Origin of the sequence: Streptomyces sp. NPDC005533, from assembly GCF_042871845.1 — a bacterium.
In the GTDB taxonomy this organism is placed as follows: Bacteria; Actinomycetota; Actinomycetes; order Streptomycetales; family Streptomycetaceae; genus Streptomyces.
The window spans coordinates 160,381-186,781 of sequence record NZ_JBIAJH010000015.1; the positions used below are offsets into that span (position 1 = coordinate 160,381).

General features: G+C 73.0%; 22 protein-coding genes and 1 pseudogene. 14 read left to right on the forward strand and 9 right to left on the reverse strand.

What is annotated here, in order from left to right; translation table 11 throughout:
* Positions 1-182: 182 nt before the first annotated feature.
* Positions 183-647: a phospholipase gene (locus ACFYP3_RS17875; protein ID WP_388832972.1), complete on the reverse strand. Its 465-nt coding sequence runs from the start codon at positions 645-647 to the stop codon at positions 183-185.
* A 191-nt stretch (positions 648-838) separates the two neighbouring features.
* Here ACFYP3_RS17875 and ACFYP3_RS17880 point away from each other — a divergent pair, with 191 nt between their 5' ends.
* Positions 839-1,321 (forward strand): hypothetical protein, encoded by a 483-nt coding sequence (locus ACFYP3_RS17880; RefSeq protein ID WP_388832975.1) that lies wholly within the window; start codon positions 839-841, stop codon positions 1,319-1,321.
* A gap of 46 nt (positions 1,322-1,367) precedes the next feature.
* On the opposite strand, the gene ACFYP3_RS17885 is transcribed toward ACFYP3_RS17880, so the two are convergent.
* Complete coding sequence (locus ACFYP3_RS17885) at positions 1,368-2,138, reverse strand: alpha/beta fold hydrolase (RefSeq protein ID WP_388832978.1); 771 nt, start codon at positions 2,136-2,138, stop codon at positions 1,368-1,370.
* Between the two features lie 201 nt (positions 2,139-2,339).
* Here ACFYP3_RS17885 and ACFYP3_RS17890 point away from each other — a divergent pair, with 201 nt between their 5' ends.
* From ACFYP3_RS17890 to ACFYP3_RS17910, 5 genes are all read left to right on the forward strand, one after another.
* Positions 2,340-2,753, forward strand: a complete 414-nt coding sequence (locus ACFYP3_RS17890; RefSeq protein ID WP_388832981.1) for a GNAT family N-acetyltransferase — start codon at positions 2,340-2,342, stop codon at positions 2,751-2,753.
* A gap of 78 nt (positions 2,754-2,831) precedes the next feature.
* A complete protein-coding gene (locus tag ACFYP3_RS17895) occupies positions 2,832-4,097 on the forward strand; it encodes a S8 family peptidase (protein WP_388832983.1) in 1,266 nt (421 codons plus the stop codon).
* Positions 4,098-4,329: 232 nt separating this feature from the next.
* Complete coding sequence (locus ACFYP3_RS17900) at positions 4,330-5,622, forward strand: hypothetical protein (protein WP_388832986.1); 1,293 nt, start codon at positions 4,330-4,332, stop codon at positions 5,620-5,622.
* 85 nt (positions 5,623-5,707) lie between these two features.
* Positions 5,708-6,784, forward strand: coding sequence for a WxL protein peptidoglycan domain-containing protein (locus ACFYP3_RS17905; RefSeq protein ID WP_388832989.1), 1,077 nt, complete (start codon positions 5,708-5,710; stop codon positions 6,782-6,784).
* A gap of 63 nt (positions 6,785-6,847) precedes the next feature.
* Positions 6,848-8,038 (forward strand): hypothetical protein, encoded by a 1,191-nt coding sequence (locus tag ACFYP3_RS17910; RefSeq protein WP_388832992.1) that lies wholly within the window; start codon positions 6,848-6,850, stop codon positions 8,036-8,038.
* Positions 8,039-8,158: 120 nt separating this feature from the next.
* Here the strand turns inward: ACFYP3_RS17910 and ACFYP3_RS17915 are convergent, their stop codons facing one another.
* Genes ACFYP3_RS17915 through iolC form a run of 4 tightly spaced genes read right to left on the reverse strand, consistent with a single transcriptional unit; the run spans position 8,159 to position 13,441 of the window.
* The gene (locus tag ACFYP3_RS17915; RefSeq protein WP_388832995.1) at positions 8,159-9,658 is read right to left on the reverse strand and encodes a CoA-acylating methylmalonate-semialdehyde dehydrogenase; all 1,500 of its coding nucleotides are present in this window, start codon (positions 9,656-9,658) and stop codon (positions 8,159-8,161) included.
* Between the two features lie 12 nt (positions 9,659-9,670).
* On the reverse strand, positions 9,671-11,545 hold the full coding sequence (iolD, locus tag ACFYP3_RS17920) for a 3D-(3,5/4)-trihydroxycyclohexane-1,2-dione acylhydrolase (decyclizing) (protein WP_388832998.1): 1,875 nt from the start codon (positions 11,543-11,545) through the stop codon (positions 9,671-9,673).
* On the reverse strand, positions 11,542-12,453 hold the full coding sequence (iolB, locus tag ACFYP3_RS17925) for a 5-deoxy-glucuronate isomerase (protein ID WP_388833044.1): 912 nt from the start codon (positions 12,451-12,453) through the stop codon (positions 11,542-11,544). Before iolB ends, iolD begins: the two co-directional genes overlap by 4 nt.
* Before the next feature lie 7 nt (positions 12,454-12,460).
* Positions 12,461-13,441 carry a 5-dehydro-2-deoxygluconokinase gene (iolC, locus tag ACFYP3_RS17930; protein ID WP_388833000.1) on the reverse strand — a complete coding sequence of 327 codons (981 nt, stop codon included), beginning with the start codon at positions 13,439-13,441 and terminating at the stop codon, positions 12,461-12,463.
* A 34-nt stretch (positions 13,442-13,475) separates the two neighbouring features.
* Between iolC and ACFYP3_RS17935 the strand changes: the two genes are divergently transcribed.
* From ACFYP3_RS17935 to ACFYP3_RS17955, 5 genes are all read left to right on the forward strand, one after another.
* Positions 13,476-14,390, forward strand: a complete 915-nt coding sequence (locus tag ACFYP3_RS17935) for a sugar phosphate isomerase/epimerase family protein (protein ID WP_388833003.1) — start codon at positions 13,476-13,478, stop codon at positions 14,388-14,390.
* Positions 14,391-14,409: 19 nt separating this feature from the next.
* Complete coding sequence (locus tag ACFYP3_RS17940; protein ID WP_388833006.1) at positions 14,410-15,423, forward strand: Gfo/Idh/MocA family protein; 1,014 nt, start codon at positions 14,410-14,412, stop codon at positions 15,421-15,423.
* A gap of 255 nt (positions 15,424-15,678) precedes the next feature.
* Complete coding sequence (locus ACFYP3_RS17945; protein WP_388833009.1) at positions 15,679-15,879, forward strand: helix-turn-helix transcriptional regulator; 201 nt, start codon at positions 15,679-15,681, stop codon at positions 15,877-15,879.
* 233 nt (positions 15,880-16,112) lie between these two features.
* On the forward strand, positions 16,113-16,346 hold the full coding sequence (locus tag ACFYP3_RS17950) for a heavy-metal-associated domain-containing protein (protein WP_388833011.1): 234 nt from the start codon (positions 16,113-16,115) through the stop codon (positions 16,344-16,346).
* Between the two features lie 127 nt (positions 16,347-16,473).
* On the forward strand, positions 16,474-18,738 hold the full coding sequence (locus tag ACFYP3_RS17955) for a heavy metal translocating P-type ATPase (protein WP_388833014.1): 2,265 nt from the start codon (positions 16,474-16,476) through the stop codon (positions 18,736-18,738).
* Between the two features lie 436 nt (positions 18,739-19,174).
* Here ACFYP3_RS17955 and ACFYP3_RS17960 read toward each other — a convergent pair whose 3' ends face one another.
* Together ACFYP3_RS17960 and ACFYP3_RS17965 are read right to left on the reverse strand one after the other, a co-directional pair.
* Positions 19,175-20,464, reverse strand: a complete 1,290-nt coding sequence (locus tag ACFYP3_RS17960; protein ID WP_030710677.1) for a citrate synthase — start codon at positions 20,462-20,464, stop codon at positions 19,175-19,177.
* A 182-nt stretch (positions 20,465-20,646) separates the two neighbouring features.
* Positions 20,647-22,905 (reverse strand): ATP-dependent RecD-like DNA helicase, encoded by a 2,259-nt coding sequence (locus tag ACFYP3_RS17965; protein ID WP_388833017.1) that lies wholly within the window; start codon positions 22,903-22,905, stop codon positions 20,647-20,649.
* Between the two features lie 265 nt (positions 22,906-23,170).
* Between ACFYP3_RS17965 and ACFYP3_RS17970 the strand changes: the two genes are divergently transcribed.
* A complete protein-coding gene (locus tag ACFYP3_RS17970) occupies positions 23,171-23,710 on the forward strand; it encodes a DUF937 domain-containing protein (RefSeq protein WP_388833020.1) in 540 nt (179 codons plus the stop codon).
* A gap of 40 nt (positions 23,711-23,750) precedes the next feature.
* Positions 23,751-24,254 (forward strand): annotated as a pseudogene (locus ACFYP3_RS17975) (GNAT family N-acetyltransferase); the annotation flags it as partial.
* Here ACFYP3_RS17975 and ACFYP3_RS17980 read toward each other — a convergent pair.
* Complete coding sequence (locus tag ACFYP3_RS17980; protein WP_388833023.1) at positions 24,160-25,140, reverse strand: EamA family transporter; 981 nt, start codon at positions 25,138-25,140, stop codon at positions 24,160-24,162. The pseudogene ACFYP3_RS17975 and the gene ACFYP3_RS17980 overlap by 95 nt on opposite strands.
* Before the next feature lie 82 nt (positions 25,141-25,222).
* Here ACFYP3_RS17980 and ACFYP3_RS17985 point away from each other — a divergent pair, with 82 nt between their 5' ends.
* Positions 25,223-26,119 (forward strand): LysR family transcriptional regulator, encoded by an 897-nt coding sequence (locus ACFYP3_RS17985; RefSeq protein WP_388833026.1) that lies wholly within the window; start codon positions 25,223-25,225, stop codon positions 26,117-26,119.
* The last annotated feature ends 282 nt before the right edge of the window (positions 26,120-26,401 follow it).

Consider the following 26,401-nt stretch of genomic DNA (forward strand, 5'->3'; position numbering starts at 1 on the left):
TCGCCGTGCGGGGGTCGGATGGGGTGGTGAACAGGGCCGGGGTGGAGCAGGGTTCGTCCGTCAGCAGGGTCCGGGGCGGACCGGGAGGGAACGGCCGATGCACCGGGTCCGCGGGATGGTGGACGTGCCGCAGCCCGAGGGGCCGATCAGGGCGGTGGCCGGCCGTGCGCCCCCGGAGACCGCTACGAGATTCCGAGGAGCCTGACCGCCTGGTAGTACGTCCACGCGGTGCCCTCGCAGGAGCTCTTGCGGCCGCCCGAGTACTGGGCGCACACCCGCTTCATGTCCGCGTAAAACGCCTGGTCCAGCCGGGCCTTGGCGGCCGGAAACAGCCCTGCCGCCCGGTGGTTGCGGTAGCCGAAGTCGTGACGGGCGCAGGCCGCGGCGAAGGGGAAGCCGAACGGGTTGTCCGGCGAGGTCGTGCACTGGTCGGTCGACCAGTCGAAGCCGTACGCCGCCCACGCGTCCCGGTGCTCGCGCGCGTCGGCCCACGCGTGGTAACTGGCGGCGCTGGGCTGGGTCCAGTGGCTCAGCACCAGCGGTTTGTCGGCCGGCACCGCCGGCGCGGCCCAGGCGGCCGGTGCGAGGGCGAGCACCGCGGTGGCGGCGGCGGTGGCGAGGGCGGGGACGAGGCGGCGACGGCGCATGGAAGGTCCTCGGGGCCGGGGCGGACGGATCACCTCCGCCAACTCCCGCGGGTGCCGCCCGGTTACTGCCCGCCGTGCGGCCCTAAACCGTGCCCCTCCCAGGTATGAGACCGGATAAGACTTCCGGCCCACGCGCGGTTCGTCCTGCGGAGGGACGCGCGAAGTGCGCCCCCCGTCAGAGACTGGACCGTATGAAACGCCGCCCGCTCGTCGTCGCCGCCGCCACGGTGGGAGTCCTCGCCACCGCGGCCTTCGCCCTGCCCAACCTGCCGCCCAACCCCGTCACCGACACGATCGACCAGCGGGTGTACAAGGAGAAGGGCCGGCGTTTCGCGACCGTCGCCGACGCGTCCCCGCGCACCAAGTCCGGGTTCGCGCTGCCGTCCTGGATACCCAAGGACGCCACCGACGTCCGCATACGGATGCGCACCAACGGCGAGGCGCGGATGATCCGCTTCACCCTGGGCGCGACGCCGCTCGACGGCCCGCAGTGCAGCGCGGGCTCGCCGAAGCAGCTGAGCGCCCCGGACCTGCACGCCAAGTGGTGGCCGGGCAGTCTCCGGGCCGAGGTGCGCTCCGAGTGCCGCGACGCCCACCAGTACCAGGTCGCGGTGCGCGGCAAGCGCGTCTACGCCTGGACCGACGGCACCCCGTCCCCGGCCGGCAGGAACTAGGCGCCGTCCGGCCGGACTTCACGGGTGCGGGAGGGGGCCCGGCGGCCTATCCGCGGGTCAGCGCGGTCGCGGTGGCGCGGGCGAAGCCTTCGGGGTTGTCCAGCATGATGTTGTGCCCGCAGTCGGGGACCGGTACCACCGCCACGCCCGCCGCCTCCAGGGCCTCGGCGCCCGGCAGTGGACCGTCCGCCTGGGGCAGCAGGTAGCTGCGCGGGATCTTCAGCTCCAGCAGCGTCTCGCGCATGGTCGGCGTGGTGCCGGCGACGAGGTGGACGGCCGTGCGGTGGAGGGCCGTCCGGTCCGCGAGCCGCATCGTGGACCACCAGTGCGCGCCGACCCGGTCCCGTACCTCCGCCCAGCCGCCGTTCAGGAACTCCTCCTCGGTGTAGGCGGCGATCCCGCTGCTGCCGGCCGTGCCCGGGACGCGCGGCAGGGGGTCGAGGTTGGCGTCGACGAGCACCAGCCGGGACACCAGCTGGGGATGGCGGTCGGCGAGCACGATGGCCACGGATCCGCCCATGCTGTGCGCGATCAGCTCGGCGCCTTCCACACCGGCTCCGACGAGGGCGGCCGCGAGGGCGTCGGCATGCGCTTCGAGGGTGTACGCGAACCCCTCGGGCCGGTCGCTGTGCCCGTGGCCCAGCAGATCGACCAACAGGGAGCGCCTCCCCGACAGCAGCGGATGCGTGGCGCTCGCCGCGAAGTAGGCGGGCGAGGTGGCCCCGAGCCCGTGCACGTACACCCGGGCCGGCTCCTCCCCCGGCAGCTCGACCCAGCGGATCCGGTCCTCTTCCGGAGTGACGACGGCACTTCTCACGAGGCTCCCCCTCAGTTGTCCGACGGTCCGACGGAAGGGCCACGCTAACGGCTGTCCCCTTCCGGGCCCCGTGACGGGGACGGCCCACCGGGCCCGGCGCCGGCGGGTCCTGCGGCCGTCCGGTCGGGAGTTTCCGGCCGCCCGCCGCGCCGCGCCGGACGTGGGCTCACCATCCGTCACGGGCGCATTATCGTGGCCGGCATGGACATCCGCCGGGCCCTCACCCCCGCCGAGCTCTCCGCCGCAGAATCCCTCCTCGACGGGCCGACCCGCGAGGAGTGGTCGGAGCGGTTCCTCGCCGCGCCGGGGCACGTGATGCTCATCGCCTACGTCGACGGCGTGCCTGCGGGAATGGTCTCCGGCATCGAGATGAGCCACCCCGACAAGGGCACCGAGATGTGTCTGTACGAGCTGTCCGTGGACGAGGGGTACCGCCGCCGCGGGATCGGCCGCGCCCTGACCCTGGCCCTCGCCGACGAGGCGAGGACCCGCGGCTGTTACGGCATGTGGGTGGGGGTCGACACCGACAACGAGGCCGCCCTGGCCACCTACGACGCCGCCGGCGCCCGCGACGAGGGCGTCTTCGCGATGCGCGGCTGGCCCCTCACCCCGTAGCCCGCGCGGCGGCGTGTCGTGCGCCCACTCGGCGCACCCTCCGCGCGCCCGCGCCGCCGCTCGCCGAGCATCGGCCGCATGACCGCATTCGTCCCGCTCCTCCCCGCCGCCGCCGCGCTCCTCGCGGCGGCCACCACGGCCGCCGCCCTGCCGCCGCACCCCGCCTCAGCCGCCTCCGCCTTCGCCGAAACCGCCGTCGCCCCCTACGTCGTCGTCCTCAAGGACACCAGCTCGCGCGCCCCGACCCGCGCCCTGGCCGCCGAGGCCGCGGACTCCGGCGACGAGGTCGGGCCGGTCTACGAGGCCGCCCTCAACGGTTTCGCCGTCCGCACCACCGCCGCCCGGGCCGCCGTCCTGGCCGCCGACCCCCGGGTGGCCTCCGTGGAGCCGGACGCGGAATTCCACACCAACTCCACCATCAACTCCGGCGCCGCCAGCACCACCGGCGCCGCCAGCACCACCGGCATCCCTGCCGCCCTCGGCGCGCAGCCGCAGGCCCAGACGTCCGCGCCCTGGCCGCTGGACCGCATCGACCAGCGCGAGCTCCCGCTCGACGGCTCGTACACGTACCCCACCCGGGCCGCGGGCGTCACCGTCTACATCGTCGACACCGGGATCAACACCCTCCACCGGGAGTTCGGCGGCCGCGCCCGGTTCGGTTACAACGCGGTGTTCCTCGGGAGCTCCCGCGACTGCAACGGGCACGGCACGCACGTCGCGGCGACCGTGGGCGGGGAGACGTACGGGGTCGCGAAGGGGGTCTCGCTCGTCGGGGTCAAGGTGGCCGACTGCCGCGGTTCCGGGAGCCTCTCGGCCATCCTCAAAGGCCTCGACTGGGTGGTGAAGGACGCGGCGAAGGCCCCGGGCACCCCGGCGGTGGCCAACATGAGCATGGGCGGCACCCCCAGCCGCGCCCTCGACGCGGCGGTGATCCGGGCCGTGGCCGCCGGCATCACCTTCACCGTGGCCGCGGGCAACGACGGCAAGGACGCCTGCGTGGGCTCCCCCGCCCGTGTCCCGCAGGCGATCACGGTCGGCGCGACCGACGCCGCGGACCGGCGCGCTCGGTTCTCCAGTCACGGCCCCTGCGTGGACCTCTCGGCCCCGGGCGTCGGCGTCATCTCGGCCTGGAAGGACTCCGCCACCGCCACCGCCCGCGCCTCCGGCACCTCGATGGCCGCCCCGCACGTGGCGGGGGTCGCCGCGCTCCTCCTGGCGCGGGGTGCGGCACGCACTCCCGCCCAGGTGTCCGAGGCGCTGCTGCACGACGCCGTGGCCGACCGGATCACCGCGCTCCCGGCCGGCACCCCGAACCGGCTGCTCCACCTCCCCGCCGAGCGCTAGGTCGTCTCTTTCGGCCCACCCGGCACAGCCGGCGCGCACCCCGACCAGTCGGTATCCGTTAGGCCAGCAGACCTCCCCTGATGGCCCATCAATTTCTGAGTGCTTCGGGCGAAAGCAAGTCATTGACTTCTCATCACCGCGACGCGTCAATATCGGCCACCGCACCGGCTCGGCCTCCCCCACACAGCGGGTGGGGGGGAGGGGTTCGTCATGACGAAGGAGTCGCGACCCAGTGAGTACGAGAACGCTCAGACGAAGAGTGCTGGCCGGGGCGGGAGCCTTGTCCCTGGCCCTGACGGGCGGCGTGGTGGGCCTGGCAGGCTCCGCGCAGGCCGCGACGAAGACCACCGCCGTCTTCGAGAACTGCGACGCCCCGGCGCCGCAGCCGGACGGCTCGGGCAACCAGAACTGGACGGTCACCCTGCCCGACGGGGCCAAGGCCGGCGACGTCGTCCCCATCACGATCGACCCGGGCGCGAGCCCGCTGATCCCCGGGTTCTCCGTCACCACGGTGAACACCTCCAAGATCACCCTCAAGGTCGGGACGACCACCCAGGTGGTCACCAGCCCGCCCGAGACCGTCAGCGTCGTGGCCGGGCAGCCGCTCGACCCCAAGGCCTTCTCCGGAACCATCAAGATCCCGGACGGCACCGAGGGCACCACGGTCAACGTCGCGCTCGACCTCGCGGTGACCGACGCGGACCTCTCCGGTTCGGTCTTCACCACCACCTGCACCCCGGCACCCCGCCCGAGCGCCTCGCTCGGCTCGGTCGCGGTCGAGGCCCTGCCCAAGGACCCGATCACGACGAAGCTGACGCCCAACAGCGGTCCGGCGGGCCAGCAGGTCGTCGTCAGCGGCGCCAACATGCCGCCCGGCGCCGTCACCTGCTCCGCCCTGCTCGCGGGCACGCCGACGGGTGACAACGGCACCGGCACCGCGGACGCCGCCGGTGTGGCCACCTGCACCCTCACGGTCACCAAGAAGGCCGACACCATCAAGATCGACGGTGCGACCACCTCCAAACCGTTCGTGTTCGTGGAGGAGCAGGCCGGCGTCAAGAACCCGGTCGACGTCGAGGTCCTCCCCGGACCGCTGGCCCTCGGCCCGAAGGACGGCCAGCCGGCCGTCAGCTTCGGCTCGGTCACCATCAACGGCAAGGCCCAGTCGGTGGTCGGCGTCTTCAACGCCGCGACCGTCCAGGACTTCCGCGGCGGCTCGCTCGGCTGGGACGTGACGGCGACCCGTACGCCGTTCCTGAACCAGGCCACCGGCCACTCGATGGCGAAGGCGCAGATCGGCATCCAGCCGTCCTGCACCGTGACCAACCCGGACAGCCCGAGCACCTGCACCGCGGGCACGCCCGGCGCCATCTCCGACGTGCCGATGAAGGTGGCCTCCCAGGCCGCCGGCGGGGACGAACTGACCGGCGGTGAGTTCGCCGTGGGCGGCGCCGGGATGATCCAGCTCCCGCCGTTCATGTTCGCCGACACCTACCAGACGGTCGTGACCTTCTCGATCGCCTGACCCGTACGGCCCGCTCGACCAGGGTGGTGCGGCGCTCCGGCGCCGCACCACCCCTTCCCCTTCCGGCGCCGACTGGAGACCGCCCATGCGCACCCGCCGCCGTACGCGTAGCCGCACCCGCACCCCTCTCCACGGCCTGTTCCACGGCCTGTTCCACGGGCTGCTCCTCGGCCTGCTGCTCCTGGGCGCGGGCCTGCTCCCGGCCGGCGCGGCGAGCGCCGCGGACAACGGCACCTGGGGGGTCTTCCCCACCCCCGCGGCCGGTGCGCCGATGACCGACCGCGCGTACTTCTTCCACCAGGGCGCGGCCGGGACCACCCTCGGCGACAGCGTGACGCTCCTCAACTCCTCCGACAAGGAGCTGACGTTCCAGGTCTTCGCCACCGACGCGATGAACACCCCGGCGGGTGGCGCCTTCGCGCTGCTCCCGGTGGAGACCAGGCCCAAGGACGTCGGCGCGTGGATCGCGCTGCCGCCGGAGACCGCGGGCACCGTCACCGTGCCGGCCAAGGGCCGCAAGGACATCCCGTTCACCGTGAAGGTCCCGGCGGACGCGACGCCCGGTGACCACGTCGGCGGGATCGTCGCCCTGAACACCGCCGTGGAGGGCGTGCAGCAGGACGGCAAGGTCCAGGTCGGGGTGAAGCGGTCGGTGGGCGCCCGGCTGTACTTCCGGGTGCCCGGGCCCTTGACTGCGGGACTGAGCGTGGAGGACGTGCGGATCAGCCGGTCGGCGCCGCTGCTGCCGTGGGTGCGAAACGCCCGCGCCACGGTCTCGTACGCGCTGGTCAACCGCGGCAACGTGGTCGTCGAGCCCAAGGTGGCGGTCTCCGCCGAGGGCCTGTTCGGACGCCGGGTGCTGGACATGCCGGCCCGCGAGCTGAAGCTGACCCTGCTGCCGGGGCAACGCGTCGAGCTGACCGAACCCTGGCCGGACGCCCCCCAGTCCGACTGGGTGACCGTCAGGATCACGGCGGGCGCGAGCGCCCACCCCGATCTGGTCTCGCGGTCCGAGACCGAGTTCGTCGCCGTCCCCTGGCCGGCCGTGGGCCTGATCCTGGTCGCGGCGGGCGCCGGGGTCACCCTGTGGGTGCTCCGCCGCCGGCGCCGCACGGCGGACGAACAGGTCGAACTCGCCCCGGACTTGGCTCAGGCGCGCTGACCGGCGAAGGTGTCCCGGGGTGACGGTATTCGGCCATCACCCGGGGGCGGGGAGGCACCTTCGATGGAACGACAGCACGGCGACGCGGCCAAGGGCACGGGTCTGCTGACCCGCATCGAGCGCGCGCTGGGCACGGGCACCGCCGTCTACGTCCCGGGCGACGGCTGGATCCGGCTCACCCTCCCGCTCGACGACGGCGGCCCGGCCCCCGTCACGGTGGACGTGATCGCGGACACCGGACGGGCGCCGCGCGGGATCGCGTACCTGCTGCCCGGCGGCGGGCTGAACTTCGCGGCGGAGTTCTTCACCCCCGGCGGCCCGGGCGACCACAACCTCGCGCACGAACTGCGCGGCCGCGGCCTGCTGGTGGTCGGGGTCACCCCGCGCGAGGACGCGGCGGCCGCCGCCGACATCACCGCCGACTGGGGGCTCGCGGCGCACCGCCGGGACCTGGCCCGGGTGGTGGACGCGCTGGACTCCGTACTGGGCCTGCCCTACCAGTACGCCGGGCACTCCGCCGGGGCCGCCCTCGCCCTGGACGCGGCCTCGCACGACACCTCGCCGCGGCTGCGCCGGGTGCTGGTCCTGGACACCACCGGTCCGTACACCGGCGACCTGGCGGTGCGCGCGGCCGATACGCGGGACGCGTACGCCACCCAGCTCGCGCAGGGCGTCCACATCGTCGATCCGGGACTCGCGGCCGTGATCGCCAAGGCGGTGGCCGATCCGGACGGCGTCTCCCCGGCGCCCTGGCCGCCGGACCCGACCCGGCGCTTCACGCACGCCGGGCTCGCCCACTTCGCGCTGATCCGCACCGCCGCCCTCCCGGGACCGGCGAACTGGATCTACGCCCAGGGGCACAGCGCCGGGACCTACGTCTTCGGCGCCACCCCGGCCGAGGACCGGTACGCCCTGACGCACACCCCGCTGGCCACCTGGCACGCGGCGACCGCCGCCCTCGGGAGCGGGCTCCTGCCGACCGCGCTGATGCGGGACCTCGCCGCGATCTGGGCGGGTGACGACGACAACGACGAGGAGGACGGCGGGACGTCCTACCGGATCGCCTGGGACCGGATCCGCGCCGAGGTGGTCTGGGTCAACGCCGGGCTGGGCCGCGGTGACCACCCGCGCGGCGCGGAGTTGATCCGCGCCGCCGGGAACGACCGCGTCGCCTTCACGGTGGTGCCGGGCTACGGCCACGGCGACGCGGTCTGGGGCACGGGGGCGGCGAAGGACGTCTGGTCGCTGCTCTGAAACGCGGCTCGCCCCCCGCGGTGAGGTGCGCGGGGGGCGATCCGGGCCTACGGCGCTTGCGCGCGATCAGCGATCAGCGATCGGCGATCGGCATCGGCGGGCAGCGTGCGGCGTCGGCGGTCAGTGGTTGCGGGGGAAGCCCAGGTCCACGCCGGCCGGCGCGTCCGAGGGGTCCGGCCAGCGGGTCGTGACGACCTTGCCGCGGGTGTAGAAGTGGATGCCGTCGTTCCCGTAGATGTGGTGGTCGCCGAAGAGCGAGTCCTTCCAGCCACCGAAGGAGTGGTAGCCCACCGGCACCGGGATCGGGACGTTGACGCCGACCATGCCGGCCTCGATCTCCAGCTGGAAGCGGCGCGCGGCGCCGCCGTCGCGGGTGAAGATCGCGGTGCCGTTGCCGAACGGCGAGGCGTTGATGAGCGCCACGCCCTCCTCGTAGGTCTCCGTGCGCAGCACGCACAGCACCGGCCCGAAGATCTCGTCGCGGTAGGCGTCGGAGTCGGTCTTCACGTTGTCGAGCAGGGAGAGGCCGATCCAGTGGCCGTTCTCGTTGCCCTCGACCGTGTAGCCGGTTCCGTCCAGGACCACGTCGGCGCCCTGGGCGGCCGCGCCCTTGACGTACGAGGCGACCTTGTCGCGGTGGGCGGCCGTGATGAGCGGGCCCATCTCCGAGGTCGGGTCGTTGCCGGGGCCGATCTTGATCTTCTCGGCGCGCTCGCGGATCTTGTCGACGAGGGTGTCGGCGATGGAACCGACGGCCACGACGGCGGAGATCGCCATGCAGCGCTCGCCGGCCGAGCCGTAGGCGGCGGAGACCGCCGCGTCGGCGGCCGCGTCCAGGTCGGCGTCCGGGAGCACCAGCATGTGGTTCTTGGCACCGCCCAGGGCCTGCACGCGCTTGCCGTTGGCGGAGGCGGTGGTGTGGATGTGGTGGGCGATCGGGGTGGAGCCGACGAAGGAGACGGCCGCGATGTCGGGGTGGGCCAGCAGCGCGTCGACGGCCACCTTGTCACCGTGGACCACGTTCAGCACGCCCGCCGGCAGACCGGCCTCGCTCGCCAGCTCGGCCAGCTTGTTGGAGGCCGACGGGTCCTTCTCGCTCGGCTTGAGGATGAAGGTGTTTCCGCAGGCCACGGCCAGTGGGAACATCCACATGGGCACCATCGCCGGGAAGTTGAAGGGGGTGATGCCGGCGACGACGCCGAGCGGCTGGCGGATGGCGGAGACGTCGACCCGGTTGGAGACCGAGGTGGACAGCTCACCCTTGAGCTGGGTGGTGATCCCGCAGGCGAGCTCGACGATCTCGAGGCCGCGCGCGACCTCGCCCAGCGCGTCGGAGTGGACCTTGCCGTGCTCGGCGGTGATCAGCTCGGCGATGGCGTCGCGGTTGGCGTCCAGCAGGGCGCGGTAGGCGAACAGCACCTTGGTGCGGGCGGCCAGCGAGGACTGGCCCCAGGTCTGGTAGGCCTCCTTGGCGACCTGTACCGCCGCGTCGACCTCCTCGGCCGAGGCGAGCGCGACCTGCGTGGTGACCTCGCCGGTGGCCGGGTCGGTGACCGGGCCGTAGTTGCCCGACGCGCCCTCGACGGTCTTGCCACCGATCCAGTGGTTGACGGTCTTCATTGCCTTGCTCCTTCACAGATGGCGACGTCGCTGCGCGGCTTGCCGGTCGTACTCTTCACGGGCCTGGGCCGCCGCCTTGCGGGTCGCGGTCTCGGCCACAGGAACATCCCACCACGCCTGTGCCGGGGGTGGGCCCGACACAGTGTCGGGCGTTCGGGTCTGTGTGTAGACACATGTGGGACGCGTCGCCGAGCGGGCCTCGGCGAGGGCTTCGCGCAGGTCACGTACGGTGCGGGCGCGGATCACGGCCATTCCGAGGGAGGCCGCGTTGGCCGCCGGGTCCACCGGGAGGGGGTCCGCCGTGTACGAGGCGTCGGGCGCCCGGAAGCGGTAGGCGGTGCCGAAGCCCTCACCGCCGACCGCCCCCGACAGGCCGCCGATGGACGCGTAGCCGTGGTTGTCGAGGATCACCAGCTTGATCGGGACGCCCTCCTGGACGGCCGTGACGATCTCGGTCGGGTTCATCAGGTACGTCCCGTCGCCGACCAGCGCCCACACCGGCCGGCCGGGCGCGGCCATCGCCACCCCGATCGCGGCCGGGATCTCGTAGCCCATGCAGGAGTAGCCGTACTCCACGTGGTACTGGTCCGCCGACCGGGCCCGCCACAGCTTGTGGAGGTCACCGGGGAGCGATCCGGCCGCGTTGACCAGGATGTCGGTTCCGTCGACCAGCCCGTCGAGCAGCCCGAGCACCTGGGCCTGGGTGGGCGGGAGGTCCTCGTCGGCCGCGGACACGGCGTACGCGTCGTCGACGCGGCCCTCCCACGCGCTCCTGCGCCCCCCGTACGCGCTCGCGTACGCGGGATCCACCCGGTACCCGGCGACCGCCTCCCGGAGCTCGTCGAGTCCCTCGCGCGCGTCGGCGACCAGCGGGCGGGCGGCGAGCTTGTGGGCGTCGTACGGGTCCAGGTTGAGGCCGATGAACCGGACGGCCGAATTCTGGAAGAGGGTCGCGGAGGCGGTGGTGAAATCGGTCAGCCGCGTCCCGGCGGCGATCACCAGATCGGCCTCCCGGGCCAGCTCGTCGGCGGTGGCGGTACCTGTGTGGCCGATCCCGCCCACCTCGGCCGGGTGGTCGTACGGGAGCACGCCCTTGCCCGCCTGGGTGACGGCCACCGGGATGCCCGTGGCGTCGGCGAAGGCGGCGAGGGCCGCCTCGGCCCCGCTGTGCCGGATCCCCCCGCCGGCGACGAGCAGGGGGCGCGCGCAGTCCCGTACGGCCGCTGCGGCCGCGGCGAGCTCCGTGCGGTCGGGCCGGGGCCGCCGTACGCCCCACACCCGCTCGGCGAAGAACTCCTCGGGCCAGTCGTGGGCCTGCGCCTGCACGTCCTGCGGCAGCGCCAGGGTGACGGCGCCGGTGTGGACGGGATCGGTCAGCACCCGCACCGCCTGGAGGGCGGCCGGGATCAGGGCCTCGGGGCGGGTGATCCGGTCGAAGTACCGGGACACGGGCCGCAGGGTGTCGTTGACCGACAGGTCTCCCGCGTACGGGACCTCCAGCTGCTGGAGCACGGGGTCGGCGGGCCGGGTCGCGAAGGTGTCCCCGGGCAGCAGGAGCACCGGGATCCGGTTGATCGTGGCGAGGGCGGCGCCGGTGACGAGGTTGGTGGCGCCGGGTCCGATGGAGGTGGTGACGGCGTGCGCGGAGAGCCGGCCGCGCTGGCGGGCGTACCCGACGGCGGCGTGCACCATGGCCTGCTCGTTGCGTCCCTGGAGGAAGGGCATGGCGGCCGGCCCGGCCTCCAGCAGGGCCTGCCCGATCCCGGCGACGTTCCCGTGCCCGAAGATGCCCCAGGTGGCGGCGATCAGGCGCTGCCTGTGGCCGTCGCGCTCGGTGTACTGGCGGGCCAGGAAGCGGACGAGCGCCTGGGCGACGGTGAGCCTCACCGGGTGGCCTCCTCGGAGGGGAAGGGGAGCCGGGGGTCGATGTCCTGACCGTCCCAGCTGCCGCGGATCCAGCCGTGGTCGGGGTGGTCCCGGATCAGCCACTCCCGGGTCTCGTCCGGCCCGGCCATCACGTTCAGGTAGTACATGTCGTGCCCGGGGGCGGCGATGGACGGACCGTGCCAGCCGTCGGGGATCAGCACGGCGTCCCCGGTCCGCACCTCGGCGAGGACGTCGGTCTTCCCGCGGGGGGAAGGCGAGACCCGCTGGTAGCCGAGCCCGGGGGTGTCCCCGTGCGGGGCGATCTCGAAGTAGTAGATCTCCTCCAGGCGGGACTCCTCGCCGGGGTGGTGCTCGTCGTGCTTGTGGGGCGGGTACGAGGACCAGTTCCCGCCGGGGGTGAGCACCTCGACGGCGATCAGCCGGTCGGCGGGGAACGCCCCGGCCGCCGCGAAGTTGTTGACCTGCCGGGAGCACTGCCCGGCGCCGCGCAGCTCGACGGGTACGTCTGCGGCCCGGCCGTAGCGTGCGGGGAGCGGGTTGTGGCACCGCGCCCCTGCGAGTGCGAACCGTCCTCCGTGCGCCGAGGAGACCTCTACGTGCGCGTCCCGGGGCACGTAGGCGAAGTCGGTCGGACCGGCGAAAACCCCGCGCCGCCCCCGCAGTTCGAAGACGTGCGGTTCGCCGCCGGGCTCTTCCCGGACCCGCGCCTCCGACGCCGGCGAGGCCGGATCCGGCCGCGGTCCCCTCCGGGCGAGCCGCGCTTGACCGCCACCCGGCAGGGCGGCGCCCCAGCACCGGACCGCGCAGCCGCCCGACAGCGGGAGCACGATCCATTCCGCGTCGCCGCAGGCGAACCCGTACGTCTCCCCCGGCTCAAGCGCCAGCACCCGCAGCCGGGTCCACTCCATCCCCCACTCAGACACCACCGGCACGCCCCAGCACCTCCTCCACCTCGCGCGGGAACGGCATCGCGGTCGAGCACGCCAGCCGCGAGGCGACGATCGCCCCCGCCGCGTTCGCGTACCGCACGACGCGGCCCAGCTCCCATCCCGCCAACAGCCCGTGGCACAGCGCGCCCCCGAACGCGTCCCCCGCCCCGAGCCCGTTCACCACCCGGACGGGAACCGGCGGCACCTGCGCCACCGTCCCGTCGCGGTGGACGGCCAGCACGCCCTCCGGGCCCCGTTTGACCACGGCCAGTTCCACCCCCGCGGCGAGCAGGGCCCGCGCCGCCTCGTACGGCTCGGACTCGCCCATGGCGATCTCGCACTCCTCGGCGTTCCCGACGGCCACCGTGGCCGACGCGAGCGCCCGCTCGTAGTACGGGCCGGGTTTCTCCCGCCACAGCGTCGGCCGCCAGTCCAGGTCGAACACCGTCGTCCCCGCCGTGGCCCTGGCTTCCAGTGCCGCGAACGTCGCCGCCCGCGAGGGCTCCTCGCTCAGGCCGGTGCCCGTCATCCAGAACACGCGGGCCGCCCGCACGGCCTCCAGGTCCACCTCGTCCGGGGCGATCTCCAGGTCCGGGGCCTTCGGCAGCCGGTAGAAGTACAGGGGGAAGTGGTCCGGCGGGAAGATCTCGCAGAAGGTGATCGGCGTGGGCAGGCCCGCCACCTCGGTCGCCCAGCGGTCGTCCACCCCGAACCCCCGCAGCTCGGAGCGCAGATACGTGCCGAAGGGGTCCGCGCCGGTCCGGGTGATCACGGCCACCCGCCGTCCGAGCCGGGCGGCCGCCACGGCCACGTTGGCCGGGGAGCCGCCCAGGAACTTCCCGAACGTCTCCGCCTCGGCCAGTGGTACGCCGGTCGTCAACGGGTAGAGATCCACCCCGATGCGGCCCATCGTGATCAGGTCGAACGCGAACGGATCGCCGGTGCCGGTCACAGTCAGTCCTCCCACTCGTCTCCCTCGTCTCCCGCCTAAGGTGGCCGCTATGACGTCCTCCCCGCCCGCGTTGACCCGTATCCGCATCGGTTCGGCTCCGGACTCCTGGGGTGTCTGGTTTCCCGACGACCCCCGGCAGACCCCTTGGGAGCGTTTCCTCGACGAGGTCGCCGACGCGGGGTACGAGTGGATCGAGCTCGGCCCCTACGGCTATCTGCCCACCGATCCCGCCCGACTCGCCGAGGAAACGGTCAAGCGCGGACTGCGGGTCTCGGCCGGAACCGTCTTCACCGGACTCCATCACGGGCCCGCCGTGTGGGAGGACACCTGGGAGCACGTGTCGCGGATCGCGGAGCTGACGCAGGCCATGGGCGCGGCCCATCTCGTCGTCATCCCCTCCTTCTGGCGGGACGACAAGACCGGGGAGGTGCGGGAGGACCGCGTCCTGACCCCGGCGCAATGGCGTGAACTGACCTCCCAGACCGAGCGGCTGGGCCGGGAGGTCCAGGACCGGTACGGGCTGCGGATCGTCGTCCACCCGCACGCCGACACCCACATCGACACGCCCGAGAACGTGGCCCGCTTCCTGGACGCGACCGATCCCGGTCTCGTCTCGCTCTGCCTGGACACCGGGCACTACGCGTACTGCGGCGGCGACAGCGTCCGGGCGATCGAGACGTTCGCCGAGCGGATCGGCTACCTCCACCTGAAGCAGGTGGACCCGCGGATCCTCGCCGAAGTCCGCGCGCAGGAGCTGCCCTTCGGGCCGGCCGTGGGCCGCGGGGTGATGTGCGAGCCGCCGTCGGGGGTGCCCGCGCTGGAGCCCGTACTGGCGGCGGCCCAGCGGCTGGGCGTGGACCTGTTCGCCATCGTGGAGCAGGACATGTACCCCTGTCCGCCCGACCAGCCGCTGCCGATCGCCCGGCGCACCCGTGCCTACCTGCGCTCCTGCGGCGCCCGCTGACTCCCGGAGGGAACACCACATGACCAGCACGCTCGGCATCGCCGTCATCGGCACCGGGAAGATGGGCGCCGACCACGTGCGCCGGATCGGGCGGACCGTGGGCGGGGCCCGGGTGGCGGCCGTGGCCGATCCGGACGGTGACCGGGTCAAGGAGGTCGCGGGCGCCCTGGACGGGGTGAGCGCGCACACCGATCCGGCGGCCGCGATAGCCGCGCCGGGGGTGGAGGCCGTACTGATCGCCTCCCCGGGTCCCGCCCACGAGGAAGCGATCCTGCACGCCCTGGAGCGGGAGCTTCCGGTGCTCTGCGAGAAGCCGCTGACCCCGGACCCGGCAGGGGCGCTGCGCGTGATGGAGGCCGAACGGCGGCTGGGCCGGCGCCTGGTGCAGGTGGGCTTCATGCGGCGGTTCGACCCGGAGTACGAGCGGCTGAAGGAGCTGCTGGACGCGGGCGGGATCGGGCGCCCCCTCTTCCTGCACTGCCGACACCGCAACGCCTCCTCGCCGTCCTTCTTCACCAGCGACATGCTCATCAGCGATTCGGTGGTGCACGAGGTGGACGCGGCGCGCTGGCTGCTGGGGCAGGAGATCACGGCGGTGACCGTGCTCTCCCCCCGGCCCACGGCGGCCGCCCCCGAGGGGCTGCGGGATCCCCGGATGGTGCTGCTGGAGACCTCCGGCGGGGCCGTCGTCGACGTGGAGATCTTCGTCAACTGCGGTTTCGGCTACCAGGTGCAGTGCGAGGCGGTCGGCGAGGCGGGCAGCGCCCGGATCGGCGACGGCCACGCCATGGTGGTCCAGTCGGCGGGCCGGTGGGGCGGCGAGATCGTCCAGGACTTCACGGTGCGCTTCGCCGACGCCTACGACCGGCAGCTGCGGCGCTGGGTGGCCGCGGCCGCGCGCGGCCGGGTGGCGGGTCCGGACGCCTGGGACGGCTATGCGGCGGCGGCCGTCTCCGAGGCGGGCCTCGCGGCCGCGCGCAGCGGCGTACGCACCCTCGTGGAGCTGGTGGAACGGCCGGCGCTGTACCGCTGATCCCGCCCCGCAAGCGACCCCCGACCCGCTGGTGACCCCTGTGCCGCATTGGTCACAGGGGTCACCCGTGTGTCACGCATATCCGCATTACGCGGGTTTTCCGTCACAGACGGTCGACAGCCCCTCCCCTGCCGTCACTCCACGTCGTTCCCCGGGCAGAACCCGACTGATCGTCAGTGATCGTCACTGTCCACGCGTCGGCTCCCCCGACGGCCGCCCGGCCGACCCTGCCGCGTGGACAAGGAGGTGTCCCGCATGAGCGACCGACAGCTGTGGTCGTACAAAGAGATCGCCGCTCACATCCGGGTCCAGCCCGACACCGTGCGCTCCTACCGCAAGCACGGCCTGCTCCCCCCGCCCGACCATGTGGAGGGCGGCAAGCCCTACTGGTACGCCGCCACCGTGCGGGACTGGGTGGCCCGCCGCCCCGGCAACCGGGGGCGCCGGGAGGACTGACACCTCCCCGGTGCGGGGCGGGCCACCCGGGCCCGCCCCGGCTCCCGCCCCGACCCCTGGCCGGGTGGTCCGGCGGCCGCCTGCTCCGGCTCGGACACCGGCTTCGACCGACCCAGGGGGCGTCGAGGCTCGCTTTATACCCCCCAGGGGTATAGTCTCGAAGAGTCGGGAGGACGGTGGACCCATCGACCACCCTCCCGGTGACCGGACGCACCCCTGAAGAGGAGAACGACATGAGCGCCGAGACGGACACCCAGACCACCACCGTCTACCGGGTGACCGGCATGACCTGCGGCCACTGCGAGGGCGCGGTGACCAACGAGATCTCCGCCCTCGAGGGCGTCGGCACGGTCAAGGCCGTCGCCGCGACCGGCGAGGTCACCGTGGTCTCCGCCGCCCCGCTCGCCGACGAGGACGTCCGCGCGGCCGTGGACGAGGCCGGCTACGAGTTCGCCGGACGGGTCTGAGCCACGCCCTCCTTCGGCAGCACCCGCGGCAGTCCGCACCACCCCAGCACCCGCGGTACCCCGCCGAGCCGTGCCGGCCAGCTCATACTGGTCCCGTACGGCCCGGCCATCCCTCTGGAGCCGGAACATGAGCAGCACAGTGCACGACGGACCGATAACGGCGGTCGAACTCGCGATCGGCGGGATGACCTGCGCCTCCTGCGCGGCCCGCATCGAGAAGAAGCTCAACCGGATGGACGGCGTCGAGGCCACGGTGAACTACGCCACCGAGAAGGCCCACGTCTCCTACACCGGTGACGTGCGGGTCGCGGACCTGATCGCGACGGTCGTCAAGACCGGCTACACCGCCGAGGAGCCCCCGCCGCCCGCCCCGGCCCCCACGGAAGCGCCGGTACAGGGACATCCCGAGGCCGAGGCACCCGACCCGGTGCTGGCCGCGCTGCGCGTGCGGCTGCTGGTCTCCGCCGCGCTGGCCCTGCCCGTCGTGCTGCTGTCGATGGTCCCGGCCCTGCAGTTCGACAACTGGCAGTGGCTCTCCCTCACCCTCGCCGCCCCCGTCGTCGTCTGGGGCGGCCTCCCCTTCCACAAGGCCGCCTGGACCAACGCCCGACACGGCGCCGCCACCATGGACACCCTGGTCTCGGTCGGCACGCTGGCCGCCTTCACGTGGTCGCTGTGGGCCCTGTTCTTCGGCCACGCCGGGATGCCGGGCATGCGGCACGGCTTCGACCTCACGATCTCCCGTACGGACGGCTCCTCCGCCCTCTACCTGGAGGTCGCCGCCGGCGTCGTCGCCTTCATCCTGCTCGGCCGCTACCTGGAGGCCCGCTCCAAGCGGAAGGCGGGCGCGGCCCTCAAGGCCCTGCTGGAGCTCGGCGCCAAGGACGTCACCGTCCTGCGCGCCGGCCGCGAGGTCCGCATCCCGGTGAGCGCGCTCGCCGTCGGCGACCGCTTCGTCGTCCGCCCCGGCGAGAAGATCGCCACCGACGGCACGGTCGTCGAGGGCGGTTCCGCCGTGGACGCCTCCATGCTGACCGGCGAGTCCGTCCCCGTGGAGGTGTCCGTCGGGGACTCCGTCACCGGAGCCACCGTCAACGCCTCCGGGCGGCTGGTCGTCGAGGCCACCCGGGTCGGCGCCGACACCCAACTGGCGCGGATGGCCCGGCTGGTGGAAGAGGCCCAGAACGGCAAGGCCGAGGTGCAGCGCCTCGCCGACCGGATCTCCGGGGTCTTCGTGCCCGTCGTACTGGTCCTCGCGCTCGGCACCTGGATCAGCTGGCTGCTGATCACCGACGACGCCACCGCCGCCTTCACCGCCGCCGTCGCCGTCCTGATCATCGCCTGCCCCTGCGCCCTGGGCCTGGCCACCCCGACCGCGCTGATGGTCGGCACCGGGCGGGGCGCCCAGCTCGGCATCCTGATCAAGGGACCCGAGGTGCTGGAGTCCACCCGCCGCGTGGACACCGTCGTCCTGGACAAGACCGGCACCGTCACCACCGGCCGGATGACCCTCAGCGGCGTCCACCCCGCCGAGGGGGTCGACGAGCTCGAACTCCTGCGGCTGGCCGGGTCCCTGGAGCACGCCTCGGAGCACCCGATCGCCCGGGCCGTCGCCACCGCGGCGGCCGAGAGGGCCGGCGCCCTGCCGGTCCCGGAGGGCTTCGAGAACCTCGCCGGCCTCGGCGTCCAGGGCGTCGTCGACGGACACGCCGTGCTGGTCGGCCGCGAGCAGCTGCTCGCCGACTGGTCGATCGCACTGCCGGCCGGGCTCGCCGCGGCCAAGGCGGCCGCCGAGGCCGAGGGCGCCTCCGCGGTCCTGGTGGCCTGGGACGGGGCGGCGCGCGGGGTGCTGACCGTGGCCGACGCGGTCAAGGAGACCAGTGCGGAGGCGGTCGCCCGGCTGCGGGCGCTGGGCCTCACCCCGGTCCTGCTGACCGGCGACAACAAGGCCGTCGCCGAGACGGTGGCCCACGAGGTGGGCATCGACGAGGTGATCGCCGAGGTGCTCCCGCAGGACAAGGTGGACGTCGTACGCCGCCTGCAGGCGCAGGGCCGTACGGTCGCCATGGTCGGCGACGGGGTCAACGACGCGGCGGCGCTGGCCCAGGCGGACCTGGGGCTGGCCATGGGCACCGGCACCGACGCGGCCATCGAGGCCGGGGACCTGACCCTCGTACGGGGCGACCTGCGGGTGGCGGCGGACGCGATCCGGCTCTCCCGCCGGACCCTGGCCGTCATCAAGGGCAACCTGTTCTGGGCCTTCGGATACAACGTGGCGGCGCTGCCGCTGGCCGCCGCGGGCCTGCTCAACCCGATGATCGCGGGGGCCGCGATGGCCTTCTCCTCGGTCTTCGTGGTGACCAACAGCCTCCGGTTGCGCTCCTTCCGCTAGTGGACCTCCTCCCCACCACGCACACAGTTCCTTCACGGGAGACGCAGATCACAGTGACCGCAACGTAACCATCCGGGGTCGTCACAGGTCTAATGGGGCGATGCCAAGAACGTCTTGGGGGACGTTTGACGGAAGCCCTGGGGGACTTCCGTGGCATCAGCCGGCCGGGACACGTGCCGCGGAAGGCTTTGAGCGGCCCTTCCGATCAGAACGGGTCCCGGCACACTGACGCCCCGACTCGGGTCCCGTGGGGGGAATCCGTTTCGGGGAAAAGGAAAGCGCCCCGACCGCCGACCCGTGGGGGGATCGACGGCGGGGCGCTTTTCGTACGCCTGGGGGTTACCTGCGGTGCTGCCCGCGCGGCCGCACGCCGCGCGGGGGAGAGCCTCGGGTCAGAGGGACTCGATCAGCGAGCCTCGGGTCAGCGAGCCTCGGTTCAGCGGGACTCGACGGGCACGAAGTCGCGCAGGACCTCGCCCGTGTAGATCTGGCGCGGGCGGCCGATGCGGGAACCCGGCTCCTTGATCATCTCGTGCCACTGGGCGATCCAGCCGGGGAGCCGGCCGAGCGCGAAGAGCACGGTGAACATCTCGGTCGGGAAGCCCATGGCCCGGTAGATCAGACCGGTGTAGAAGTCCACGTTCGGGTAGAGGTTGCGCGAGACGAAGTACTCGTCGGCCAGCGCGTGCTCTTCCAGCTTGAGCGCGATGTCCAGCAGCTCGTCGCTCTTGCCGAGCGCCGAGAGGACGTCGTGCGCCGCCGCCTTGATGATCTTCGCCCGGGGGTCGAAGCTCTTGTAGACGCGGTGTCCGAAGCCCATGAGGCGGACGCCGTCTTCCTTGTTCTTCACCTTGCGGATGAAGGCGTCGACGTCACCGCCGTCGTTCTTGATGCCTTCCAGCATCTCGAGGACGGACTGGTTGGCGCCACCGTGCAGCGGACCCCACAGGGCCGAGATGCCGGCGGAGATCGAGGCGAACATGTTCGCCTGCGAGGAGCCGACCAGGCGCACGGTGGAGGTCGAGCAGTTCTGCTCGTGGTCCGCGTGCAGGATCAGCAGCTTGTCGAGCGCCGAGACCACGACCGGGTCCAGGTCGTACTCCTGGGCCGGCACGGAGAAGGTCATGCGCAGGAAGTTCTCGACGTAGCCGAGGTCGTTGCGCGGGTAGACCACCGGGTGGCCGACCGACTTCTTGTAGGCGTAGGCCGCGATCGTCGGGAGCTTGGCCAGCAGCCGGATCGTCGAGAGGTGGCGCTGCTTCTCGTCGAACGGGTTGTGGCTGTCCTGGTAGAACGTCGACAGCGCGCTGACCACGGAGGACAGCATCGCCATCGGGTGCGCGTCCCGCGGGAAGCCGTCGTAGAAGCGCTTCACGTCCTCGTGGAGCAGCGTGTGCTGGGTGATCTCGTTGCGGAACGACGCGAGCTGGTCGACGGTCGGCAGCTCGCCGTTGATCAGCAGGTACGCGACCTCGATGAAGGTCGAACGCTCGGCCAGCTGCTCGATCGGGTAGCCGCGGTAACGCAGGATGCCCTGCTCACCGTCGAGGTAGGTGATCGCGGACTTGTAGGCCGCGGTGTTGCCGTAGCCACTGTCCAAGGTGACGAGCCCGGTCTGGGCCCGCAGCTTCGAGATGTCGAAGCCCTGGTCACCGACGGTGCTCTCGACCACCGGGTAGGTGTATTCACCGTCCGCGTACCGGAGTACTACAGAGTTGTCGCTCACGTCATCCCTCACCGACGTAGTGCCTCTTCTTCGAGGTGCCCTGACTGCCTCTACCTTCCCCCATTTGGCGCAGGAGAGTGCACTCGGGGTCGGCCTTTGGTGCTTTGGACGGCACTGAGTGCCGTCAAGCTGCTCATCCTGCCCCCTCCGCACCGGTGGTGGAACCCCAAATGATCGATCATCTAGGTGATGTTTCCCACCGGTATCCGGCCGGACAGCCTGGCCGCGACCGCCGTGTACCTCCTGCCTGCGGAAACGGTACGCACCGCCTGGCCGAGGGCCTTGCGGGACCCGACGAGGACGACCAGTTTCTTCGCCCTGGTCACCGCCGTGTAGAGCAAGTTGCGCTGGAGCATCATCCAAGCTCCGGTGGTGACCGGGATCACCACCGCGGGATATTCACTCCCCTGGGAACGGTGGATGGTGACCGCGTACGCGTGGGCCAGCTCGTCGAGCTCGGCGAACTCGTACCCGATCTCCTCGTCCTCCTCCGTCCGCACCGTCAGGCGCTGCTCGTCCACGTCGAGGCCGGTGACGACGCCGACCGTGCCGTTGAAGACGCCGTTCGCCCCCTTCTCGTAGTTGTTGCGGACCTGGGTCACCTTGTCGCCCACCCGGAAGACCCGGCCGCCGAACCGCTTCTCCGGCAGGTTCGGCCGGGCCGGTGTCATCGCCTGCTGGAGCAGCCCGTTGAGGTTCCCGGCGCCGGCCGGGCCGCGGTGCATCGGCGCGAGCACCTGGACGTCCCGCCGCGGGTCGAGCCCGAACCTGGCCGGAATCCGCCGGGCCGCCACGTCCACGGCGAGCACCCCGGCCGCCTCGGTGTCCTCCTCCGCGAAGAGGAAGAAGTCCGGGAGCCCGTCCGTGATGGGCGCCAGCCCGGTGTTGATCCGGTGGGCGTTGGTGACCACCCCCGACTGCTGGGCCTGCCGGAAGATCCGGGTGAGGCGGACGGCGGGCACCGGGCCGCCCTCGGCCAGCAGGTCCCGCAGCACCTCCCCCGCGCCGACCGAGGGCAACTGGTCCACATCGCCGACCAGCAGCAGGTGCGCCCCCGGCGCCACCGCCTTGACCAGCTTGTTGGCCAGCAGCAGGTCCAGCATCGAGGCCTCGTCGACCACCACCAGGTCCGCGTCCAGCGGCCGTTCCCGGTCGTACGCCGCGTCCCCGCCCGGTTTGAGCTCCAGCAGCCGGTGCACCGTGGAGGCCTCGGCCCCGGTCAGCTCGGACAGCCGTTTCGCCGCCCGGCCGGTGGGCGCGGCCAGCACCACCTTGGCCTTCTTGGCCCGGGCCAGCTCGACGATCGAGCGCACGGTGAAGGACTTTCCGCAGCCGGGGCCGCCGGTCATGACGGCGACCTTGCGGGTCAGGGCGAGCCTGACCGCGTCCCGCTGCTCGGGGGCGAGGGTGGCCCCGGTCCGCCCGGCGAGCCAGCCCAGGGCCTTGTCCCAGTCCACGTCCCGGAAGGCCGGCATCCGGTCGTCCTCGGCGTTCAGGAGCCGGCGCACCTGCCCCACCAGCGACAGCTCGGCCCGGTGGAAGGGCACCAGGTACACGGCGGTCAGCGGATCCGGCCCGCCCTGCGGATCCGGTACGGACTCCCGTACGACCCCTTCCGGATCGGCGGCGAGCTCGGCCAGGCAGTCGATCACCAGCCCGGTGTCCACCTGGAGCAGCTTGACCCCGTCGGCGATGAGCCGGTCCTCGGGCAGGAAGCAGTGCCCCTGGTCGGTCGACTGGGACAGGGCGTACTGGAGGCCGGCCTTCACCCGCTCGGGGCTGTCGTGCGGGATGCCGACGGCCTGGGCGATCCGGTCGGCGGTGAGGAACCCGATGCCCCAGACGTCGGCGGCCAGCCGGTAGGGCTGGTTCCGCACCACGGAGATGGAGGCGTCCCCGTACTTCTTGTAGATGCGGACGGCGATGGAGGTGGAGACGCCGACGCCCTGGAGGAAGACCATGACCTCCTTGATGGCCTTCTGCTCCTCCCAGGCGGCGCCGATCAGCTTCGTCCGCTTGGGCCCGAGCCCGGGCACCTCGATCAGCCGCTTCGGCTCCTCCTCGATGACGTCGAGGGTGTCCGTGCCGAAGTGCTCCACGATCCGGTCGGCGATCTTCGGGCCGATGCCTTTGATCAGGCCCGACCCCAGATACCGGCGGATGCCCTGGATGGTCGCGGGCAGCACGGTCGTGTAGTTCTCCACGGTGAACTGCCGGCCGTACTGCGGGTGGGAGCCCCAGCGGCCCTCCATGCGCAGCGACTCGCCGGGCTGCGCGCCCAGCAGCGAGCCGACGACGGTGAGCAGGTCACCGCTGCCGCGGCCGGTGTCGACGCGGGCGACCGTGTACCCGCTCTCCTCGTTGGCGTAGGTGATGCGCTCCAGCACGCCCTCGACCACCGCCGGTTGCACCGCGACCACCCGTGCCCCGTCTGTTGCCATGCCCCGAAGCTACCGGGCCGCGCCGACAACGCGGCAGGCCTGTGGACAGCGCGAAGGGGGTCCCGCCTCGCGGCCGGACCCCCTCACGGTTACCCCTCCCGTGTCGGACTTCCCGATCCCCCCAGATCCCTCCCCGGAAGTGCCGACGCACCATACGACCCGCGATACCCCCGCAGGGTTGCATCCGGAGCCACAGCTTTACTTTTCCGTTACCGGATGCCTACTCAAGGTGCCGTCAAATCCCCCCACAAGTAGCGTTTCCGGCATGAGCGAATCCTCCTTGCAGGACGACGTGCTCCACGAGCTCGGCGACGACAAGCTGACCGAGATCGCCGGACTCCTCGCGACCGACACCGGCGGAGCCCGGGAGGTCGTCTCGGAGACGGTCGGCGCACTGACCGGCGACCTCCGGCAGAAGGCCGGCGCCGATGACGACGACGGCGCGCAGGTGCGCCAGGCGTTCGCGGAGGTGGCCGAGCCGCCGTTGCAGGGCGTGGCCACCCTCGGCGGCGGCCTGGGCGGCATGCTCGGCGGCGGGATGATGGCGGGCGTGCTGGCCAGGATGAGCAAGCCCGTGGCCGACGCCGTCGCGAAGAAGACCGGCATCCCCGCCCCCACCGTCGCGCGGGTCATCGAGCTGCTGATCCCGGTCCTGCTGACCGTCCTGGCCAAGCGCGCGGCCGCCGGCAAGGCCGGGGGCACAGCGGGCACCGCGGGCGCGGCCCCCGGCGCCACCCCGTCCGCGGCGGACGGCGGCGGCCTCGGCGACCTCCTCGGCCGGATCCTCGGCGGCGGCGCGAAGTAACCCGTTCGGGGGTGCGCGGCTCTAGAGTTGCGCCATGGCTGAGAGCGTGCGGCTGCGGGATCCGGAGCCGGGGGACCTGGGGTGGATCGTCCAGCGCCACGGCGCGCTGTACGCCGCCGAGTACGGCTGGAACAGCGACTTCGAGGGGCTGGTCGCCCGGATCGTCGCGGACTTCGCCCAGGACCACGACCCCTACCTGGAGCGGGTGTGGATCGCGGAGCTGGCCGGCCGCCCGGTCGGCTCGGTGATGTGCGTGCGCGAGGACGGGGCCCCCGGCACCGCCCGGCTCCGCCTGCTCCTGGTCGACCCGGAGGGCCGGGGGCGCGGCATCGGCACCCTGCTGGTCGACACCGTCGTCTCCTTCGCCCGCTCGGTCGGCTACCGCGAGCTGGTGCTGTGGACCAACGACGTGCTCACCGACGCCCGGGACCTCTACCTGAAGGCCGGGTTCACCCTGATCGCGGAGCGGCCGCACCGCTCGTACGGAGTGAGCCTGACGGGGCAGGACTGGCGGCTGCCCCTCCGGGGGGGCTCCCCGCGCTGACGCCCGAACCGACCCCCGTACGGTTCGAGGCGCGCGCGGGGGCCAGCGAGGTGAGCGCGACACCGCCGACCAGGAGCACGGCCGCCAGCCAGCGCAGGCCCGATACGGACTCCCCCAGCACCAGGGCCGCCGAGGACATCCCGAACACCGGCACCAGCAGCGAGAACGGTGCCACCGCGGAAGCCGGATAGCGGCGCAGCAGGTAACTCCAGGCGGCGAAGCCGAAGACGGTGGACACCCAGGCGACGTAGCCGATGACGGCCACCCCGGACCAGTCCAGGGACCGCAGCGCGGCCAGGTCCCGCTCGGGCCCCTCGAACAGCAGGGACAGCGCGAGCAGCGGCAGCACCGGGACCGTGCACACCCACACCATGAAGTTGAGGGCGTCGGGCGGCGCGGCCTTGCGGGTCAGCACGTTGGACACGCCCCAGCAGGCGGCGGCCGCCACGACCAGCGTGAAGCCGAGCACCGGCCCGGAGGTCCCGCCGTCCACCGCGGCGACCGCGATCCCGGCGAACGCCACGGCCATGCCGAACACCCGCACCCGGCCGGGCCGTTCGCGCAGCACCACTGCGGCCAGGGCGGCGGTGAAGACGGCCTGGATCTGCAGCACCAGCGAGGACAGCCCGGCGGGCATCCCGGCGTCCATGCCCGTGAAGAGCAGGCCGAACTTGGCGACGCCGAGGGCGAGCCCGACCCCGACGATCCACTTCCAGGCGGACGTGGGCCGCCCCACGAAGAACACGGCGGGCAGGGCGGCGACGAGGAACCTCAGGGCGGACAGCAACAACGGCGGGAAGTGGTCCAGCCCGATCTCGATGACGACGAAGTTGAAACCCCACACGGCGGCGACGAGCACGGCGAGTGCGGTGTGTACGGGACGCATGACTCCACCATCGGCGCCCCGACCATGTAGCACCAGCGCGAATCCCTTCCGTGCTCGATGAAGCAATGCTTACGATAGGGACATGCTCGATCTCGCCAGGCTGCGCGCCCTGCACGCCGTCTCCGTCCACGGCTCGGTCGCGGGCGCGGCGGCCGCCCTCGGCTACACCCCCTCCGCGGTCTCGCAGCAGATCTCCAAACTGGAACGGGAGACCCGCACCACCCTGCTGGAGCGGCGCGGGCGCGGGGTCGCGCTCACCGAGGAGGCCCGCCATCTCGCCGACACGGCCCAGCAGTTGCTGGCGATCGTGGAACACGCCGAGACCACCCTGGAGGAGCGGCGCGGGCAGCCGAGCGGGCTGCTGACGGTGGCCGCCTTCGCCTCGGCGGCGCGCGGGCTGCTGCCGGGCGTCCTGGCCGATCTGGCCGTCCGCCACCCCGCCCTCGAAGTACGCCTGACGGAGGTGGACCCGCACCTGTCCGTCGACCTGGTGGCGCGGGGCGTCACCGATCTGGCGGTGGCCCACGACTGGGACATCGCCCCGCTGCCCGCGCCCGAGGGGATCGAGCAGGCGGTGATCGGTGACGACCTCTGCGACCTGGTCGTCCCGGCCGGCCACCCCTTCACCACGCGCCGGGCCGTCCAGCGCGGCGACCTCGGCGGCGAGCGCTGGGTCTGCCAGCCGCCCGGCCGGGTCTGCCACGACTGGCTGGTACGCACCCTGCGCACGGCCGGCTTCGAACCGGACATCGCGCACGTGGCCGAGGAGAACCACACCATCGTCGCCCTGGTCGCGGCCGGCCTCGGCGTCGCCGTCGTACCCCGCCTGGGCACCGGAACCCTCCCGCCGGGCGCGGTGGCGGTCCCGCTGGAACCGGGTCCCGTACGCCGCCTGTACGCCCTGTGGCGCACCGGCGCCGCCCGCCGCCCCGCCATCACGGAGGCCGTGAAGACCCTCCGGTCCCACTGGCCACCCTGACCCACAAGCAACACCCGCAGGCTTCGGTCCTCCGACCCCGGGCGGTTTCGGCGGGGTCGGGTGGGTGTCGGGGCGCTCCCCGCAGGGCGCCGAACGCACTTCCGCCGAGCTCTCCGACCCCTCGTCACGTTCGGCGTCCGAGGAGACGCCCCGGCGCGCGCCCGGCCCCGCCGAAACCCGCCCCCCCCCCCCCCCCCCCCCCCCCCCGCCAAACCCCCCCCCCCCCCCGGCCCCCCCCCCCCCCCCCCCCCCCCCCCCCCCCCCCCCCGGCCCCCCCCGGGG